At 35.8% G+C, this 17,276-nt stretch carries 15 protein-coding genes; 10 read left to right on the top strand and 5 right to left on the bottom strand.

What is annotated here, in order from left to right:
- Positions 1-11: 11 nt before the first annotated feature.
- The 3 genes from hemB (at position 12) to M2265_RS14075 (ending at position 3,372) form a co-directional block, all read left to right on the top strand.
- A complete protein-coding gene (gene hemB, locus M2265_RS14065) occupies positions 12-983 on the top strand; it encodes a porphobilinogen synthase (protein WP_132771504.1) in 972 nt (323 codons plus the stop codon).
- Positions 984-1,158: 175 nt separating this feature from the next.
- Positions 1,159-2,490, top strand: coding sequence for a glutamate-1-semialdehyde 2,1-aminomutase (gene hemL, locus M2265_RS14070; protein ID WP_132771505.1), 1,332 nt, complete (start codon positions 1,159-1,161; stop codon positions 2,488-2,490).
- A 60-nt stretch (positions 2,491-2,550) separates the two neighbouring features.
- A complete protein-coding gene (locus M2265_RS14075; protein ID WP_132771506.1) occupies positions 2,551-3,372 on the top strand; it encodes a hypothetical protein in 822 nt (273 codons plus the stop codon).
- 70 nt (positions 3,373-3,442) lie between these two features.
- Here the strand turns inward: M2265_RS14075 and argC are convergent, their stop codons facing one another.
- The 3 genes from argC to M2265_RS14090 form a co-directional block, all read right to left on the bottom strand.
- Positions 3,443-4,456 carry an N-acetyl-gamma-glutamyl-phosphate reductase gene (gene argC / locus M2265_RS14080; RefSeq protein WP_132771507.1) on the bottom strand — a complete coding sequence of 338 codons (1,014 nt, stop codon included), beginning with the start codon at positions 4,454-4,456 and terminating at the stop codon, positions 3,443-3,445.
- Between the two features lie 191 nt (positions 4,457-4,647).
- Positions 4,648-5,832, bottom strand: coding sequence for an argininosuccinate synthase (argG, locus tag M2265_RS14085; protein WP_132771508.1), 1,185 nt, complete (start codon positions 5,830-5,832; stop codon positions 4,648-4,650).
- A 60-nt stretch (positions 5,833-5,892) separates the two neighbouring features.
- Positions 5,893-6,609 (bottom strand): N-acetyltransferase, encoded by a 717-nt coding sequence (locus M2265_RS14090; protein WP_021191927.1) that lies wholly within the window; start codon positions 6,607-6,609, stop codon positions 5,893-5,895.
- Between the two features lie 663 nt (positions 6,610-7,272).
- On the opposite strand from M2265_RS14090, the gene M2265_RS14095 reads away from it, so the two are divergent.
- Positions 7,273-7,464 (top strand): hypothetical protein, encoded by a 192-nt coding sequence (locus tag M2265_RS14095; RefSeq protein WP_243655453.1) that lies wholly within the window; start codon positions 7,273-7,275, stop codon positions 7,462-7,464.
- A 36-nt stretch (positions 7,465-7,500) separates the two neighbouring features.
- On the opposite strand, the gene M2265_RS14100 is transcribed toward M2265_RS14095, so the two are convergent.
- On the bottom strand, positions 7,501-9,633 hold the full coding sequence (locus M2265_RS14100; protein WP_132771510.1) for a S9 family peptidase: 2,133 nt from the start codon (positions 9,631-9,633) through the stop codon (positions 7,501-7,503).
- 164 nt (positions 9,634-9,797) lie between these two features.
- On the opposite strand from M2265_RS14100, the gene M2265_RS14105 reads away from it, so the two are divergent.
- The 6 genes from M2265_RS14105 to M2265_RS14130 all read left to right on the top strand — a co-directional run bounded on the left by M2265_RS14105 (position 9,798) and on the right by M2265_RS14130 (position 15,549).
- The gene (locus tag M2265_RS14105) at positions 9,798-11,429 is read left to right on the top strand and encodes a S8 family serine peptidase (protein ID WP_132771511.1); all 1,632 of its coding nucleotides are present in this window, start codon (positions 9,798-9,800) and stop codon (positions 11,427-11,429) included.
- A gap of 72 nt (positions 11,430-11,501) precedes the next feature.
- Entirely contained in the window at positions 11,502-11,684 is a 183-nt protein-coding gene (locus tag M2265_RS14110) for a hypothetical protein (protein ID WP_132771512.1), read from the top strand.
- Positions 11,685-11,737: 53 nt separating this feature from the next.
- The gene (nth, locus tag M2265_RS14115) at positions 11,738-12,406 is read left to right on the top strand and encodes an endonuclease III (RefSeq protein WP_132771513.1); all 669 of its coding nucleotides are present in this window, start codon (positions 11,738-11,740) and stop codon (positions 12,404-12,406) included.
- Positions 12,407-12,488: 82 nt separating this feature from the next.
- Complete coding sequence (recA, locus tag M2265_RS14120; protein ID WP_021191922.1) at positions 12,489-13,508, top strand: recombinase RecA; 1,020 nt, start codon at positions 12,489-12,491, stop codon at positions 13,506-13,508.
- Between the two features lie 76 nt (positions 13,509-13,584).
- On the top strand, positions 13,585-14,358 hold the full coding sequence (locus M2265_RS14125; RefSeq protein ID WP_132771514.1) for an endonuclease/exonuclease/phosphatase family protein: 774 nt from the start codon (positions 13,585-13,587) through the stop codon (positions 14,356-14,358).
- A 6-nt stretch (positions 14,359-14,364) separates the two neighbouring features.
- A complete protein-coding gene (locus M2265_RS14130) occupies positions 14,365-15,549 on the top strand; it encodes a metallophosphoesterase family protein (protein WP_132771515.1) in 1,185 nt (394 codons plus the stop codon).
- Between the two features lie 74 nt (positions 15,550-15,623).
- Here M2265_RS14130 and pruA read toward each other — a convergent pair whose 3' ends face one another.
- Positions 15,624-17,261, bottom strand: coding sequence for an L-glutamate gamma-semialdehyde dehydrogenase (gene pruA / locus M2265_RS14135; protein ID WP_132771516.1), 1,638 nt, complete (start codon positions 17,259-17,261; stop codon positions 15,624-15,626).
- Between the last annotated feature and the right edge of the window lie 15 nt (positions 17,262-17,276).

Raw genomic sequence — 17,276 nt, forward strand, 5'->3', positions numbered from 1 at the left:
ATACATATAACATGTTACAACGTCCGAGAAGAAATCGTAAATCTGCTGTGATTCGCGATATGATTCAAGAAAACCGCTTAAGTACCGCTAATTTGATCTTTCCACTCTTTATTGTAGAAGGTCAAAATCAAAAAACTGAAATTTCATCTATGCCAGGTATCTTTCGTTATTCGATTGACAACTTATTGCGTGAAATTGAAAGCTGTTTAAAACTTGGATTAAATTCATTTGATTTATTTCCTGCTGTCGAAGAATCTTTGAAAGATAAATTCGCAACTGAAAGCTACAGAAAAGGTACGCTATATCTTCAAGCAATCGAAGAGGTCAAGAAAAATTTCCCTGAAGCTTGTGTCATTACCGATGTTGCTATGGACCCTTATAGTTCGGATGGACATGATGGTATTGTAGAGAATGGAGAAATCCTAAATGATGAGACTTTAGTTGTTCTGGGTAAAATGGCTTTAGCACATGCGCATGCTGGTGCGGATATTATCGCTCCTTCGGATATGATGGATGGCCGTATTGGTTTTATCCGTAATATTCTAGATGAAAATGGTTTCACCAATGTGTCATTGATGTCCTACACGGCAAAATATGCTTCTTCATTCTATGGTCCTTTTCGTGATGCTTTAGGTTCTGCTCCTAAAAAAGGTGACAAAAAGAGTTATCAAATGAGTTATGCTAACAGCAGAGAGGCATTAATCGAAGCGCAATTAGATCTGGAAGAAGGTGCTGATTTTTTAATGGTAAAACCGGGTCTACCTTATTTGGACATCATTAAATCATTACATGATAATTTTGATTTGCCTATTGCTGCGTACAATGTCTCCGGCGAATATGCGATGATCAAAGCTGCTATTGGTAATGGATGGTTACAAGAAACCGCTATATTGGAGACTCTAATGAGTTTCCGTCGTGCAGGTGCTACTGCAATCTTAACGTACCATGCTAAAGAAGCTATAGAAAAAGGTTGGATTAAATAAACAACTTATTAAATAACAGATGAAGCCCAAGGATAATCCTTGGGCTTCATCTGTTATAGCTAAGTCCTCATCGTGATAACATCTAGATGGTGTTTTGTATAATGCTATTCCTTACACTGAAATGAGAGATTTTAGTAAATAATTGGATACTTTTGTCCTGTAAATTATAATCAATATGACACAACAAAATAGCGCTCACACGAAAACTGCTGATATTTCTAGGGAGAAGTCGGCACAACTTTTTGAAAAAGCGAAACAATATTTTCCTGGTGGCGTAAATTCACCAGTACGTGCCTTTAAATCTGTTTATGGCACCCCTTTATTTATTGAAAGAGGAGATAAAGCTCATATCTGGGATGCGGATGAAAATGAGTTTATCGATTTTTGTTGTTCTTGGGGTCCACTTATTTTAGGTCATAACAACGATCAGATTCGTGAGGCAGTAACGGCACAATTAAGCAAAGGTTTAAGTTTTGGAGCACCTACTGCTCTCGAAAATGAGCTGGCTGAATTGATTATTTCTAACAATCGATTTATTGAAAAAATCCGTTTTGTAAGCTCAGGTACTGAAGCTGTCATGTCGGCTATCCGCTTGGCTAGAGGGTACACAAAACGTGATAAGATTGTTAAGTTTGAGGGTTGCTATCATGGACATTCGGATTCTCTTTTGGTAAAGGCAGGATCTGGATTGGTTACTTTTGGTGAAACTTCTTCTGCTGGCGTTCCTAAAGCATTTGCTGATGAAACCATTGTCATTGCATTAAATGATAAAGCGGCGTTGGCCGCAGTTTTTGATCAATTTAAAGATCAAATTGCTGCTGTTATTATTGAAGGGGTTCCTGCCAATAATGGTCTTTTACTCCAGACAAAAGAATACATTCATTATTTAAGAGAGATAACAACACAAAATGGAGCCTTACTTATCTTTGATGAGGTGATCACTGGTTTCCGATTAGGTTTTGAAGGTGCTGCCGCTTATTATGATGTGCAACCTGATATCATTACCTATGGAAAAATTATCGGAGGTGGTATGCCGGTTGGAGCTTACGGAGCATCTAAAGAATTGATGAGCTGTATTTCTCCTGATGGTTCTGTTTACCAAGCGGGAACATTATCAGGTAATCCAGTTGCAATGGCTGCCGGAATCGCCACATGTAAAGTCTTAACACAGCCCGATTTCTATAAAAACCTGAATGCAAAAACGGAGTCATTCGTTTCTGAAATACGAAACTATATTGAAGAAAAGGATTATGAAGTAAAAATCTTTACGATTGCTTCGATCTTCTGGTTTGCTTTTACAGATCAAGAGGCGATTTTGAAAGCGAGCGAAATTGATCCAAATTCGATGGAATTATATAAATTGATGCATCGTGAATTGCTGAATCGTGGTATATACTTTGGCCCTTCTGGTTATGAGGTCGGCTTTATCTCGCATGCGCATACAGATGAAGATTTAATTACGGCTAAAAGACATATTTTCGCGGCATTGGATTTAGTTTTCGGGTAATCGTGAACTTTTTCATAAATAATCTGTTTATATTTATTGAATGATCAATCAATAATAATTATGAAAAAAAATATCTTAAAGTCTGTTGCTGCTGTTTTGGCTATCACAGGAACATTAGCTTCTTGTCAAAATACCGCAACTAAAACAACAACGGGACAGGATTCTACTGTTTCTACTGATACAGTTGCTGGTACTGAAATCACGGTAACACCAGTCTCGGACTCGAAAGCATTTCCTGGTGCTGACTTGAAAATTGCCTCTATTACATCTGAAAAGGTTGGAACGGATTCGGCAAAAGTAACTGTAAAGTATGCTGTTAGTAATTTTAAACTTACTGAACAAACTGCCCATGAGCATCATATGGCAAATTCTCATGATGGTCAACACATTCACTTTATACTAGACAATAAACCTTATGCAGCTCTATATAAACCAGAAAACACGGTTACTTTAGCGCTGAATTCAGAGCATTATCTGATGTCATTCTTATCTCGCTCCTACCATGAATCAATTAAGACAACTGAGGCTTCTAAATTGGTTAAATTTAAGATTGACAAGGATGGAAAAGTAGTTCAAGATGCAGCAGTTACAGCTCCATCATTATTCTATAGCCGTCCAAAAGGTGAATATAAGGGTGAAGATACGAAAGTATTATTGTTAGACTTTTTCTTGGTCAACACGACTTTAGCAGCTGACGGCAATAAAGTATTAGCGGATGTGAATGGGAAACAGTTCACATTGGATAAATGGGGACCATATGAAATCAATGGCTTACCTTTAGGGGATGTGAAAGTAAAATTGACACTAGTGGATAAAGATGGTAATGCCATCACTGGTGATAATGTTTCTGTAGAAAGAGATATCAAATTATTAGCACAATAAAAGCTAATAGCATTATAAAAAAGGCTTCAAGAATAATCTTGAAGCCTTTTTTATGAACAATATATTATGTTTAAAACCCTACACTCTTCAAATTTAACCCTGCTCTTTCATCTAGATCAAACATTAAATTCATATTTTGTACGGCTTGTCCTGATGCGCCTTTCAACAAATTATCTGTTGCATTTAAGATTAATAATTTGTTACCGTGTTTTTCTATATGAACAATACTTTTATTTGTATTGACAACTTGCTTTAAATCAATATTTTTACGACTCACATGGGTAAAGGGATGTCCCTCATAATAAGCTTCGTAAAGTTCATAAGCCTGTTCTTCAGATAAATCTGAATCGACGTATATAACTGAAAATATCCCTCTTGCAAAATCACCTCGTTGCGGAACAAAATTGATTCTCTCTGCAGCTCTTTCTAGTAAGGATTGATCTGACTGAGGAAGGAATCCATCCTGCAATTGTGCTAAGGATTCCGATATTTCCTGCAAGTGCTGGTGTTCAAAAGATTTATAAGCTGATAGGTTATTATTGCGCCACGAGAAGTGTGTAGTTGCGCCAGGTTTCTGTCCTGCTCCTGTAGATCCTGTCGTTGCATTCACGTGAATCTGACTCGGTAATAAACCCTTATCTGCCAATGGCAAAAGAGCCAATTGAATATTTGTTGCAAAGCAACCCGGGTTTGCAATATAGTGAGCTGTTTTAATTTTATCTCTATTCAGTTCAGGTAAACCATATACAAAATTCTTACCGTTGTACGCCGTATTCGCTTTCAAACGGTAATCTTGAGATAGATCAATTATCTTCACAGAAGGATCAATTGGATTTTTATCCAAAAACTTACGAGCATCTCCGTGACCTACACATAAGAATAATACATCTATATCTGAATGAAAATCTGAAGAGAATGTTAATTCCGTATCACCAAATAGATCATTGTGTACTTCATAGATTTTATTGCCTGCATTGGAGGCACTATTGGCAAATACAATTTCAACTTCCGGATGATAAATCAACACGCGTAATAATTCTCCTCCAGTATACCCTGCTGATCCTACTATTCCTACTTTTATCATTTTTTAGTATTTAGATTTTAATTGTACTACGATACGATGGATGGACTACTAATTTAGAATATCCAGTGACACATCTATCGATCCAATGTATGTAAAAAATGGATCCCTATCTCAAATGGTGAGCATGGGATCCATTGTATTTTAACAAAGAAATAAGTGCCGAATTCGAATTAAACGAATTACAACAATGCTTACTTTCCGTTAACTTTATGCCAAATAATGGTTTGATTACCAAATATTTTAGAGAATCCTTTTACATCGTCACCTGTATATCCAGCGTTCATTTCACCGTATGTTCCAAATTTATTAGACATTAAATCATATTCCGATTCGATACCAATAACGACAAAGCGGTAAGGGTGTAACTCGATAATCACTTTTCCTGTTACAGTTTCCTGAGTAGATTGTAAAAATGCCTCGATATCACGCATTACAGGGTCGTGCATTTGTCCTTCGTGCATATAATTGCCATAAAACCCTGCAATCTGATCCTTCCAAGATAATTGCCATTTTGTCAACGTATGTTTTTCTAAAGCATGGTGTGCTTTTATCAAAATAACGGATGCAGCTGCCTCAAATCCTACACGGCCTTTAATACCAATAATGGTATCTCCTACGTGGATATCACGACCGATACCATAAGGTTGTGCCAATGCTTGTAATTCTTGAATTACACGTACCGCATCTAATGCTTTTCCATTCAATGCTGTTGGTTCACCTTTTACAAAATCAATCGTAATCTGCTGAGGTTCTGTAGAAGTTACTGGTGTTGGCCAAGCGGATTCTGGTAAATACTGATTGGATGTTAATGTCTCTGCTCCTCCTACTGAAGTACCCCAAAGACCTTTATTAATCGAGTATTTAGCTTTCTCAGCTGAATATTCAACACCATGTTTATTTAAATATTCTATTTCATCCTCGCGTGATAATTGCAAATCACGGATTGGCGTAATAATTTCCACTCCTGGAATTAAGGTATGAAAAATCATATCAAAACGTACCTGATCATTGCCGGCACCTGTAGATCCATGCGCTACACATTCTGCTCCAATTTTCTTAGCATAATTGGCAATAGCAGTCGCTTGACAAACTCGCTCAGCAGATACTGATAATGGATAAGTTGCATTTTTCAATACATTACCAAAAATCAAATATTTAATAGTTTCGCGGTAATAGTCTTCTGTTTCATCAATAGCTGTATGCGACTTTACGCCTAAAGCATAAGCTCGCTCTTCAATCTGTTTTAATTCCTCATCGGAAAAACCTCCTGTGTTAACTACTACTGAGTGAACTTCTAAACCTAAATCTTGTGTTAGATAAATACAACAAAATGATGTATCTAACCCACCACTGAATGCTAAAACTACTTTTTTCATTTTTTTGGATTAATTCATTGATAAACCTCGGAATGAGACTTAAACAAAAATATAAAAAACTTAAAACTCCTTAACTACTTTTTTACTCTTATGGAAATTAGCTGCAACAAACTTCTTTGCTGATTTCCATAATTTTGCTTCTATACGTTTCAACAACGATTGTTTCTGCGTAATACGCTCTAATCTTTCTTTTGCTTCTGCTTTTCGCTGAATTTTTTCTTTCAATTCGCGTTCCTTATCAACAGGGTCCCAAAGCATAGCTGTACACATACAGTTTTTACGATCCTTACTTAATAGGATATCGTAATTCACACAACTTTGGCATCCTTTCCAAAATTCTTCATCTTGTGTGAGCTCGGAATAGGTCACAGGTTCATAACCTAGTTCTGAATTAATTTTCATAACCGCCAAACCTGTCGTTAAACCAAAAATCTTTGCATGTGGATACTTTTCGCGAGATAAATCGAAGACTCTTTTTTTAATTGCTTTGGCTAAACCTACTTTACGAAATTCAGGATTGACAATTAAACCAGAATTGGCAACATAATCACCATGCCCCCAGGTTTCAATATAGACAAACCCAGCCCATCTTCCATCCTTGTGTAAAGCAATAACGGCTTTACCCTCAATCATTTTATTAGCAACATATTCTGGCTTGCGACGTGCAATACCAGTACCTCGAGCTTTTGCAGACTCGAACATTTCATTGCAAATCTGCTCAGCATATGCAACATGCTCAGGTTTTGCGGGAATAATTAAAAATTCTGAAATAGTCATTGACTTACGACCCAAATAATAAAACTAACAACCGAAATTGCGTTTTGTTATGAAAAAACAATTAATAAAATCGTGGAGCGCCATCATCGGACCTGATGATATTACTGAAAAGAAAGATCACTACCTCATATCAAGCCCGAGGTAGTATGGGTCGTCGAAAGCGAAGAACTGGAATCTGCCTAAAAATAAAAGAACAATACCTCTTACCAACAAACTTTTTAAAAGCATGTAGCAAAGAGAATTTTAATGTATTGTTATTCTTCATTTCTAGTTATCGTCTTCTTAAAGGACGTTGCAAATGTATAAAATAATTTTTTTCTTTTCTGCAATAATAGCACGCATTTTTTATAAAATGACAAAAAACCACAAAAACTTAAAACCACTCAACTTACAACTTATAAATCAATCACTTAAATCATTTTATTTTAATGAATAACTGATGAATAAAAAAACCAATCTGGTAACAAATGTCTAGAATCATTAATAACTTGCTATCAATACTAAAAAAAATAAAGAAATAGAAACTTTTAGTATTCTCATTAAAATTAGATAATTTTGTGCTTCATCGGTGATCTTATAAAGTTCGCCATTAGTACACAACAGCATATGGACACTCCTAGTATCATTTTTTATTGCATTTTCGGGATCCCTTACTTTATTTTTATGTATTGGTTAGTTAAACAAGATAAACAAAAATATGCTTGGGGAATTGCACTTATCACAGTAATTGCTGTTCTCGCAATATATGTTTCGCAAAAGGCGAGCAAGGTTGCGATGGATAATTATCAACAACATCAAATTGATTCTAGACAAATCGAACATGATGAAAAAATCGATAGTTTAAATCATAAATAAAAAAAGCGCCTGAAAGGCGCTTTTTTTATTTATGATTTACTTCTCTATATGCTCTAAAGCAAATAGAAATGCATAGCTTAAAGCAATATCTTTGAGATAGTCAAATCGTCCGGATGCCCCACCATGACCGTACTCCATATCCGTTTTAAGCAGTAACACATGATTATCAGTTTTCATCTTTCTTAATTTCGCGACCCACTTTGCCGGCTCAAAATATTGAACCTGACTATCGTGCAATCCTGTTGTGACTAATATATTTGGATATTCCTTTCCTTCTATATTTTCATATGGGGAATAGCTCTTCATATAATAGTAAGCTTCCTTTTCATTAGGATTTCCCCATTCGTCATATTCATTGGTTGTTAATGGAATGCCTTCGTCCAACATCGTATTCACGACATCCACAAAAGGAACTTGTGCAATAATACCATTCCATAGATTTGGTTCCATATTGGCTATCGCTCCCATTAAAAGTCCACCTGCACTTCCTCCTTGTGCATAAAGATGTCCCAAGCTTGTAAATTTCTGATCAATTAAATAATGACCACAAGAAATAAAATCTGTAAATGTATTGATCTTATTCATCATTTTACCTTCTTCATACCATTGTCTCCCCATCTCCTCACCTCCTCGGATATGTGCTATTGCATATACAAAACCGCGATCTAACAAACTCAATCGAGCACTATTAAATGTAGGATCTATCGCGTATCCGTACGAACCATATGCATATAATAGCAAAGGTGCCGAACCATCTTTCTTAATACCATTTTTATAGACAAGAGAAATGGGAATAGCAGTACCATCACTTGCTTTTGCAAAAATCCGTTCCGTACTATATGCATGCGTATCATAGCCCCCAACAACCTCTTGTTGCTTCAATAAGATTTTTTCCCTAGTCACCATATCGTACTCATAAGTCGATAAAGGTGTTACAAGCGAGGTATAGCCGAAACGTAATTTTTGTGTATCGTATTCAACATTAGTACTGGGATAAACTGTATAAGCTACTTCTCCAAAATCAAGATAATACTGTTCTTCATTGTGTAAGTTGTGTATAGCTATTTGAGACAATCCATTTTTCCTTTCGGTAACGACCAAATAGTCTTTGAATTCATCTACCTCACTTACTAATACATCTTCTCGATGTGGAATAAATGCTCTCCAATGTTCTCTACTAGTCATACCAAGCTGACACTGCATAACCTTGAAATTTTTTGCTTCGTCATTTGTTACAATGAGAAAGCGATCTTCCAAAGCTGTAACATGGTACAGCACATTTTTCATTCTTGGTTGAAACACCTGAAAATTTCCAGCTGGGTCATCAGATTTCAGATAAAAAACTTCTGATGAAAGCGTTCCTTCTGATTCAATAAATATGTATTCACCATTCTTTGATTTTCCGACACCTATGTAATTGGTATTATCAATTTCTTCATAAACGGTTACATCATCATCTACAAGGGTTCCTAATGTATGTCTATTAATTTTTTCACTTAATAATGTAACTGGATTTTTTGCCGTATAGTAAAGCGTTTTATTATCCTTAGCCCAAGTAGAGTTTCCTGATGTTTTTGGTATTTCGTCTTTATAGATTTCACCCGTAAGTAGATTTTTAATGAAAATGGTATATTCTCTTCGTGATACGGTGTCGACACCAAAAGACATTAAGTTGTTATCGGGGCTTACCGAAAACCCTGTAGCAGCGTAATACGCATAACCTACTGCCATGGCATCAATATCGAGCAGAATCTCTTCGCTCGCATTAAGCTCATCCTTTTTTCTACAAAACTTAAAATACTGCTGCCCATCTTCTGTACGGGTATAGTAATAATATCCATTTTTAAGATAAGGAACAGATTCATCTTTTTCTCTAATCCGTGCTTTCATTTCCTGAAACAATTGCTCCTGCAATTTTTCCGTTGGCTTTAGCACAGCATTCGTATAATCATTTTCTTTTTTTAAATAATCAATTACCAATTCAGCGTCAGGCCCCTCCTTAAAGAAATCATTCATCCAATAATAATCATCGATCACTTGATCGTTGTGAATGTCTCTCTTATGTGGTTTAATCACCGCTAAGGGAGCTTGAATACCTTTTGTATTTAATTGTTCTGAAGTATATTGCTCTGCTCGTGCTGTTCCTATTATAGCGCTTAAAATAATCATATTTCTAATTTTCGTAATGATCAAAAGACTGAATTAACCAAAGAATTCAGAATTATGTAAAGGTAAAAATACGGATGTATCAGTATTATTTAGTAAAAATTAACATTTTAAGCATCATACTAGCATTATATTTGCAGATCGTAACCACATCAAAATATCAAAAGATGAATTTAAAAAGATTACTGTATGTATTTGCTATTGGATTAACCCCCATTTTGGGCTACGCTCAGGAGAATAAAAGTGTACCTGAAAACTGGTTTAATCTGGATTATGAAAAAGATGGTGTACTGGGCATAAGTACAGAAAGAACTTACGAGAGTTTACTAAAAGGTAAAAAATCTACACCTGTTATTGTAGCCGTTCTGGATGGCGGTGTTGATGTCAATCATGAGGATTTAAAAAACATAGTCTGGATTAATTTGAAAGACAGTATCTCGAATGGAGTTGATAACGACAAAAATGGATTCATTAATGATAAATATGGCTGGAATTTCATTGGTAACGCAACTGGTGAAAACGTGCATTTTGATAATTTGGAATTAACAAGACTGATCCGTAAACATGCTCCAAAATATGATGGAGTAACGGCTTCGACCGTTATGACCGACCAAGAAAAACGTGCTTACAATGCTTATTTAAAAATGGTAGATGCCTATAATGAGAAATTGGATGAAGCAAAATATGGTGCACTAAATTATGTTGCATTGAAAGAGAACGTCGATAATCTTGTCAAAAGCATCAATAAAGATAAGTCTGCGATAACAACAGCAGATCTAGATAGTCTCAATCCTCCGGGCAACCGTCAAAAGATTGCGATTAGAATTGCGAAAGAAGAAATTGAGAAAGCAGGCGGATTTGAAAAGTTTTATGATGATTTAACTGAAGGCGCAAATTACTTCGGAAATCAAGTCGCCTATCATCTTAATAAAGAATATGATTCACGTTCTATTGTTGGTGATAACTACGATGATGCACGTGAATATCATTATGGAAACTCGGATGTTACAGGTCCTGATGCACTTCACGGAACACACGTAGCCGGTATCATTGCAGCTGATCGCAAAAATAATATTGGCATTAAAGGGGTCGCTAACGATGTAAAAATACTTTCAGTTCGCCTAGTGCCAGATGGAGATGAGCGTGACAAAGATGTCGCAAATGGCATCCGCTATGCTGTTGATAATGGCGCTAAGGTTATTAACATGAGTTTCGGAAAAGGATACGCTTATAATAAAAATACGGTAGATGAGGCAGTAAAATATGCTATGTCAAAAGACGTTTTACTTATTCATGCTGCAGGTAACGACAGTGAGGATAATGATATTTCACCTAATTATCCGAATAAATTTTATACAGATAGCTTAGGTGCTATAACAGGCGTTGCAGATGCATGGATTACTGTTGGTGCGACAGGGCCTCGGAAAGATGATGAGCTGCTGGCAAGTTTTTCAAACTATGGTAAAGCTTCCGTGGATGTATTTGCTCCAGGATTATATATCAATTCAACTGCTCCACACTCTGAATACAAAGAAGAGCAGGGTACAAGTATGGCTGCACCTGTAGTTGCCGGTCTTGCTGGTATGTTACGTTCTTACTACCCGCAGTTATCAGCTCTTGAAACAAAAGAGATTATCATGAACTCTGTTACAAAGTTAGATGATTCGGTTCGAATTAAACTGGAAGATGGTTCTTATAAGACAGTCAAATTAGCTGATATTTCTATTTCAGGCGGTATAGTTAATGCTTACATGGCTGTGCAAAAAGCAAATGAATATCTCATTAAAAAGAAAAAATAAAATATTGACATAATATTTGCATCTTGTTTTACGTTTTACTAATAAATTTAACAGTAACAACAAAGATTGCGTATGGTCGAAAACTTTACAACAGAAAATGAAGTTAAAAACATCGAAACAGAAGTAAAAATCTCTGATGAGGATGTGGAACAACAATTAAAACTTCAGCTACCAAAAATCATGATGAATCCAAGTGATTCCTGTATTGATAGAATTTTGAATTACTCAAAATCTGTAGTCAACAAAAAGGCTTAGTCGGGAGATTAAGCCTTTTCTATATTTTAAAAACTTAACTATCTTTGGTAGATATGTTGAAAAAAGATAGATATAAAGCCTTTGTAGAATATTTTTCTAAAAATATCCCAGATGCACAAACAGAATTAAATTATAGTAATCCTTATGAATTATTGGTCGCTGTAATATTGTCTGCACAATGCACAGATAAACGAATCAATCTGGTGACCCCTAAACTTTTCCAACAATTTCCAACTGCCGAAACTTTGGCGAATAGTAGTGCTGAGGAAATATTCACGTATATCCGTTCAGTGAGCTATCCGAATAATAAAGCAAAACATTTGGTTGGAATGGCCAAAATGCTGGTTGATGTATTTGATTCTACAGTTCCTGAAAAAATAGAAGATTTGATAAAACTACCCGGTGTCGGCAGGAAAACGGCAAACGTCATCTCTTCAGTGGTTTACAATCAACCTGCAATGGCTGTTGATACACATGTATTTCGCGTTAGTAACCGGCTTGGTCTCACGAGTAAAGCTACAACTCCACTTGCTGTGGAAAAACAACTGGTCAAATATCTGCCTGTTGAAACCATCGCTATTGCTCATCATTGGCTTATATTACATGGTCGCTACATTTGCTTAGCCCGAAAACCTCAATGTGACAAATGTGCCATTACTTACATGTGTAAATATTTTGAAAAAACGCACCAAGTGAAAGAAATCAAAGAAAAAGTTAGTTAAAAACAGTAGACTAATTTTTTTAGTAAAAATATTTTGCAAATTAAAAACTATTCCTTACTTTTGACTTAACAATACTAAGAATATGAGCAACCCAGATAAATTAAAAGCATTACAGCTTACATTAGATAAATTAGAGAAATCATATGGCAAAGGCGCCATTATGAAATTAGGAGATACTACTGTTGATCCCATTGAATCAATCTCTACAGGTTCTTTAGGTCTTGATATCGCATTAGGTATCGGAGGCGTTCCTAAAGGTCGTATCATTGAGATTTACGGTCCTGAGTCTTCTGGTAAAACAACCCTTGCAACGCATATCATTGCTGAGGCTCAAAAATCAGGCGGTATAGCTGCTTTTATTGATGCTGAACATGCTTTTGACAAATACTACGCGCAGAAATTAGGTGTTGATGTTGAGAACTTATTAATTGCACAACCCGATAATGGCGAACAGGCTTTAGAAATTGCCGATAATCTAATCCGCTCTGGAGCTATTGATATTATTGTCATTGACTCCGTCGCTGCTTTAGTACCTAAAGCAGAAATTGAAGGTGAGATGGGGGATTCCAAAATGGGACTTCAAGCACGTTTAATGTCTCAAGCTTTACGTAAATTAACAGGTACAATTTCCAAAACAAACTGCTGTTGTATTTTCATCAACCAGCTCCGTGAAAAAATCGGTGTTATGTTTGGTAACCCTGAAACAACGACAGGTGGTAATGCATTAAAATTCTATGCATCTGTACGTCTTGATATCCGTCGTACTTCTCAGATCAAAGATTCTGATGAAGTATCTGGTAACCGCATAAAAGTAAAAATTGTTAAGAATAAAGTAGCTCCTCCATTCCGAATCGCCGAATTTGATATCATGTTCGGAGAGGGTATTTCAAAAGTTGGTGAAATCATCGACTTAGGTGTTGAATACAATATAATTAAGAAAGCTGGTTCATGGTTTAGCTATGGAGAGACAAAATTGGGACAAGGTCGTGATGCTGTAAAATCATTATTACTTGACAACCCGGATTTGGCAGATGAACTAGAAGCAAAAATCAGAGCTGAAGTTGCTGGCGTAGATCCAAATCTCGTTTTAGAAGAAGGTTAATTTTTTCGTTACATATAGATTTTTAATATAGCCATTCCAAAAGAATGGCTATATTTATTTACTAAAACCTATGCTAATGAAAAAGTATATCCTTTCTTATTTTATTCTTTCGATTTTATGTTGCAGCTCGCTTCTACTTTCGGCACAACAATTAAAGATATTAACATACAATATCCATCATGCTAACCCTCCTAGTGAAAGTGCCGACGTTATCAATCTAGATACGATCGCATCCATTATCAAAAAAACAAATGCAGATCTAGTTGGTCTACAGGAAATTGATGTTAACTTAGATCGATCCCAAAATATTGATCAGGCAAAGAAATTAGCTCAACTCACAGGTTTGCACTACTTCTTTTCTAAAGGAATTAATCTAGATGCGGGTGAGTATGGGACTGTGATCCTTTCGAAATACCCTATTGTTAAAAGTGAACGTTTCGAACTTCCATCACCAATTGAAAGTGAGAAGAGAAGTTTAGGCATAATCCATATAAATATAAAAGGAAAAGTAGTCAAGTTTGCTAATACGCACCTTGATTTGAAAAATGAAAATAGGCTTGCGCAAACGGCTTTTATCATTGACAAATTTAAGAATGATAAAAGCCTTGTTATTCTAGTCGGTGATCTAAATGCAACACCTGCAGAACAACCAATCCGTAATTTAGAGCAAATATTTACACGCAGTCAAATCAAAAATGGATTTACAATACCTGAAGTAAATCCTGATCGCGAAATTGATTTTATCATGATAAATAAAGGAAGTCAGTTTAAATTTAAAAATCATCGTGTTTTATCTGAAACTTATGCAAGTGATCATAGACCTGTATATGTTGAAATTAATGCCCAATAATAGCTAATGAGTATCAATAGAAGAAAATTTATAGAGGCCTTAACCTTAGCGGGCATAACATTACCAAGCATCGGTTTGGCTGAGGAAAAAAAAGAACTTAGCGACAACGAAAAATTTGATTTTATCGTACCAGCATATTTGCAAAATCAAATCAATAAGAGTATAAGTATCTTTTCCATTTTAAGCAAACCTGCATTTGCATGGTTGGAGATCTTGGACGACAACAACGAGGTAATTGACAAGATATATCAAAGCGAAGATGGTATGTTAGAGGCTAATACTGACTTATTTAAATTTACTATACAGGAAGCGCCTAGGGTCTTTAAATATAGAATAGTAGCTAAAGAAGTTCTTAAATTTGAAGCTTATAAAATTGTTTATGGAGAGGAAATTAAAACCAACATTTTTTCGGCCAAATTAGCTGAAAAAGATCAGGATAAAATTAGATGTTTGATATATAATGATGTACACGAAGCGAAAGATACATATAAGGATTTAGTTCCAAGCCATAATATAGAAGCATATGATTTTTCTATTCTAAATGGCGATTCTTTTCATTATGTTACAAACCAAAAAGATATAACAGAAAAACTGCTTCAACCCTTTTCATTTTTTGAAACCAGCAGGCCTTTTATCATGAATCGCGGTAATCACGAAACAAGGGGTTCATTTTCTCGTCTTTTCAAAAAGTTATTTGGCTATCCTGAAAATAAATTTTATCAATCCTTCAAATTGGGCCCTATTTACTGGATTCTATTAGACAGTGGGGAGGATAAACCAGATACACATGAGGTGTATGGAGGAACTGTAGATTATGACAATTACCGTAAAGAACAGGCTATTTGGTTAGATAAAGTTTTGCAATCGAAAGAAAGAAAGGCCTCTCAGCATACCGTTGTTGTCAGCCACATTCCTATTTTTCACTCTGATGACTGGCACGGAACATTACATAACCGCTCAAGCTTTCATCCATTATTTCAAAAGTATAAAATTGATGCGATGATTACAGGACATACGCACAAATATGGGTATTATCCGCCTGACAAAGATCATAATTATACGATCTTCATCGGTGGCGGTCCAAAGGTTGGAGAACGTACAATAATAGATGTGAATGGTGATAAGAAATCGTTAGATATAAAAATGATCAAAGATAATGGCGATGTATTAGGTCATCTTAAAAAGGCATAATTATTACTAATTATTGCACATAAAAAAGGCGTTTACTATGTAAACGCCTTTTTTATGTGCAATAATCACTCTGATTATTCTCCTTCTTCTAAGAAAGGGTATTTATAGTTTGTATCTGGATTAAAGGTTTCTTTAATCGTACGTGGAGATACCCAACGCAATAAGTTGATCATTGATCCGGCTTTATCATTTGTACCAGAACCACGTGCACCACCGAATGGCTGTTGCCCTACTACGGCACCTGTACACTTATCATTAACATAGAAATTACCTGCTGCATTACGCAATGCAAGTGTTGCCTGTGCGATTGCATAGCGATCTTTAGCGATAACTGATCCTGTTAAAGCATAAATAGAGGTTTTATCAACGATTTCTAATGTTTCTTCCCATTTCTCATCTTCATAAACAAAAATTGTCAAAACTGGCCCGAACAATTCTTCTGACATCGTTTCATAATCTGATTTTTTAGCCACAATAACAGTTGGAGAAATGAAGTAACCTTTAGATTTATCGTATGTTCCACCGATTACAACTTCAGCATCAGCAGATTCTTTTGCACGATCAATATATTTTGAAATCTTATCAAATGATTTCTCATCAATAACTGCATTGATGAAATTTGTAAAATCTTCTGTTCCACCAATTTTGAATGAATTCACATCTGTAGTCATAGCATCTTTCAATGCTGGCCACATCGATGCAGGAACATAAGCACGTGAAGCAGCTGAACATTTTTGTCCTTGATATTCAAATGCACCGCGAACTAATGCTGTATTAGTTACTTGCAAATCTGCTGTTGGATGAACTAAAATAAAATCTTTACCTCCAGTTTCACCAACTATTCTTGGATATGTCTTGTAAAGATGGATATTCTCTCCGATTGTTTTCCAAATATCTTGGAAAACTCCTGTAGAACCTGTGAAGTGGATACCAGCAAAATCAGGATGTTTAAAAATTACATCACCTGCATCCGGTCCAGATACATATACTAAGTTAATAACACCTGCCGGCAAACCTGCTTCAATAAAAATCTCCATTAACACTTGCGCAGAATAAATCTGAGCATTAGATGGCTTCCATACGACAACATTTCCCATCATAGCAACACATGATGGTAAATTCCCAGCAATAGCTGTAAAATTGAATGGTGTCAAAGCGAATACAAAACCTTCCAAAGGACGTTGCTCCACGCGATTCCATACACCTTTTCCCGATACTGGTGGTTGCTGTGCATAGATTTCTGTCATGTACTGTACGTTGAAACGTAAGAAATCCGTAAACTCACAAGCTGCATCAATTTCTGCCTGATAAGGGTTTTTTGACTGCGCTAACATGGTAGCAGCATTCAACTTATAACGATATTTGGTCGATGCTAGTTCTGCTGCTTTCAAGAAGATTGCTGCACGGTCTTCCCATGTCAAATTCTCCCAATCACCTTTAGCAGCCAAGGCGGCATTAATGGCATCAGTGACATGACTTTTAGTACCTTGACTATATTGTCCCAAAACATGTTGGTGATCGTGTGGAGGATTGATAGATACTTTATTATCAGTACGGACTTCCTTTCCGCCTATATACATAGGTATGTCAACTTGCTTAGCACGAGCTTCATCAATCGCCGCTTTTAATAATTTGCGTTCTTTTGTTCCAACAGCATATGAGTACACTGGCTCATTTGTAGGTGTCGGTACATTAAAAAATCCTTTTATCATAGTAATAATTTTATA

Source organism: Sphingobacterium kitahiroshimense (assembly GCF_025961315.1).
Taxonomy (GTDB): domain Bacteria; phylum Bacteroidota; class Bacteroidia; order Sphingobacteriales; family Sphingobacteriaceae; genus Sphingobacterium; species Sphingobacterium anhuiense.

Excerpts from the sequence above, each read along its gene's own strand:
- hemB (WP_132771504.1), top strand. The coding sequence starts at position 12 with ATGTTACAACGTCCGAGAAGAAATCGTAAATCTGCTGTGATTCGCGAT.
- hemL (WP_132771505.1), top strand. The coding sequence starts at position 1,159 with ATGACACAACAAAATAGCGCTCACACGAAAACTGCTGATATTTCTAGG.
- M2265_RS14075 (WP_132771506.1), top strand. The coding sequence starts at position 2,551 with ATGAAAAAAAATATCTTAAAGTCTGTTGCTGCTGTTTTGGCTATCACA.
- argC (WP_132771507.1), bottom strand. The coding sequence starts at position 4,456 with ATGATAAAAGTAGGAATAGTAGGATCAGCAGGGTATACTGGAGGAGAA.
- argG (WP_132771508.1), bottom strand. The coding sequence starts at position 5,832 with ATGAAAAAAGTAGTTTTAGCATTCAGTGGTGGGTTAGATACATCATTT.
- M2265_RS14090 (WP_021191927.1), bottom strand. The coding sequence starts at position 6,609 with ATGACTATTTCAGAATTTTTAATTATTCCCGCAAAACCTGAGCATGTT.
- M2265_RS14095 (WP_243655453.1), top strand. The coding sequence starts at position 7,273 with ATGTATTGGTTAGTTAAACAAGATAAACAAAAATATGCTTGGGGAATT.
- M2265_RS14100 (WP_132771510.1), bottom strand. The coding sequence starts at position 9,633 with ATGATTATTTTAAGCGCTATAATAGGAACAGCACGAGCAGAGCAATAT.
- M2265_RS14105 (WP_132771511.1), top strand. The coding sequence starts at position 9,798 with ATGAATTTAAAAAGATTACTGTATGTATTTGCTATTGGATTAACCCCC.
- M2265_RS14110 (WP_132771512.1), top strand. The coding sequence starts at position 11,502 with ATGGTCGAAAACTTTACAACAGAAAATGAAGTTAAAAACATCGAAACA.
- nth (WP_132771513.1), top strand. The coding sequence starts at position 11,738 with ATGTTGAAAAAAGATAGATATAAAGCCTTTGTAGAATATTTTTCTAAA.
- recA (WP_021191922.1), top strand. The coding sequence starts at position 12,489 with ATGAGCAACCCAGATAAATTAAAAGCATTACAGCTTACATTAGATAAA.
- M2265_RS14125 (WP_132771514.1), top strand. The coding sequence starts at position 13,585 with ATGAAAAAGTATATCCTTTCTTATTTTATTCTTTCGATTTTATGTTGC.
- M2265_RS14130 (WP_132771515.1), top strand. The coding sequence starts at position 14,365 with ATGAGTATCAATAGAAGAAAATTTATAGAGGCCTTAACCTTAGCGGGC.
- pruA (WP_132771516.1), bottom strand. The coding sequence starts at position 17,261 with ATGATAAAAGGATTTTTTAATGTACCGACACCTACAAATGAGCCAGTG.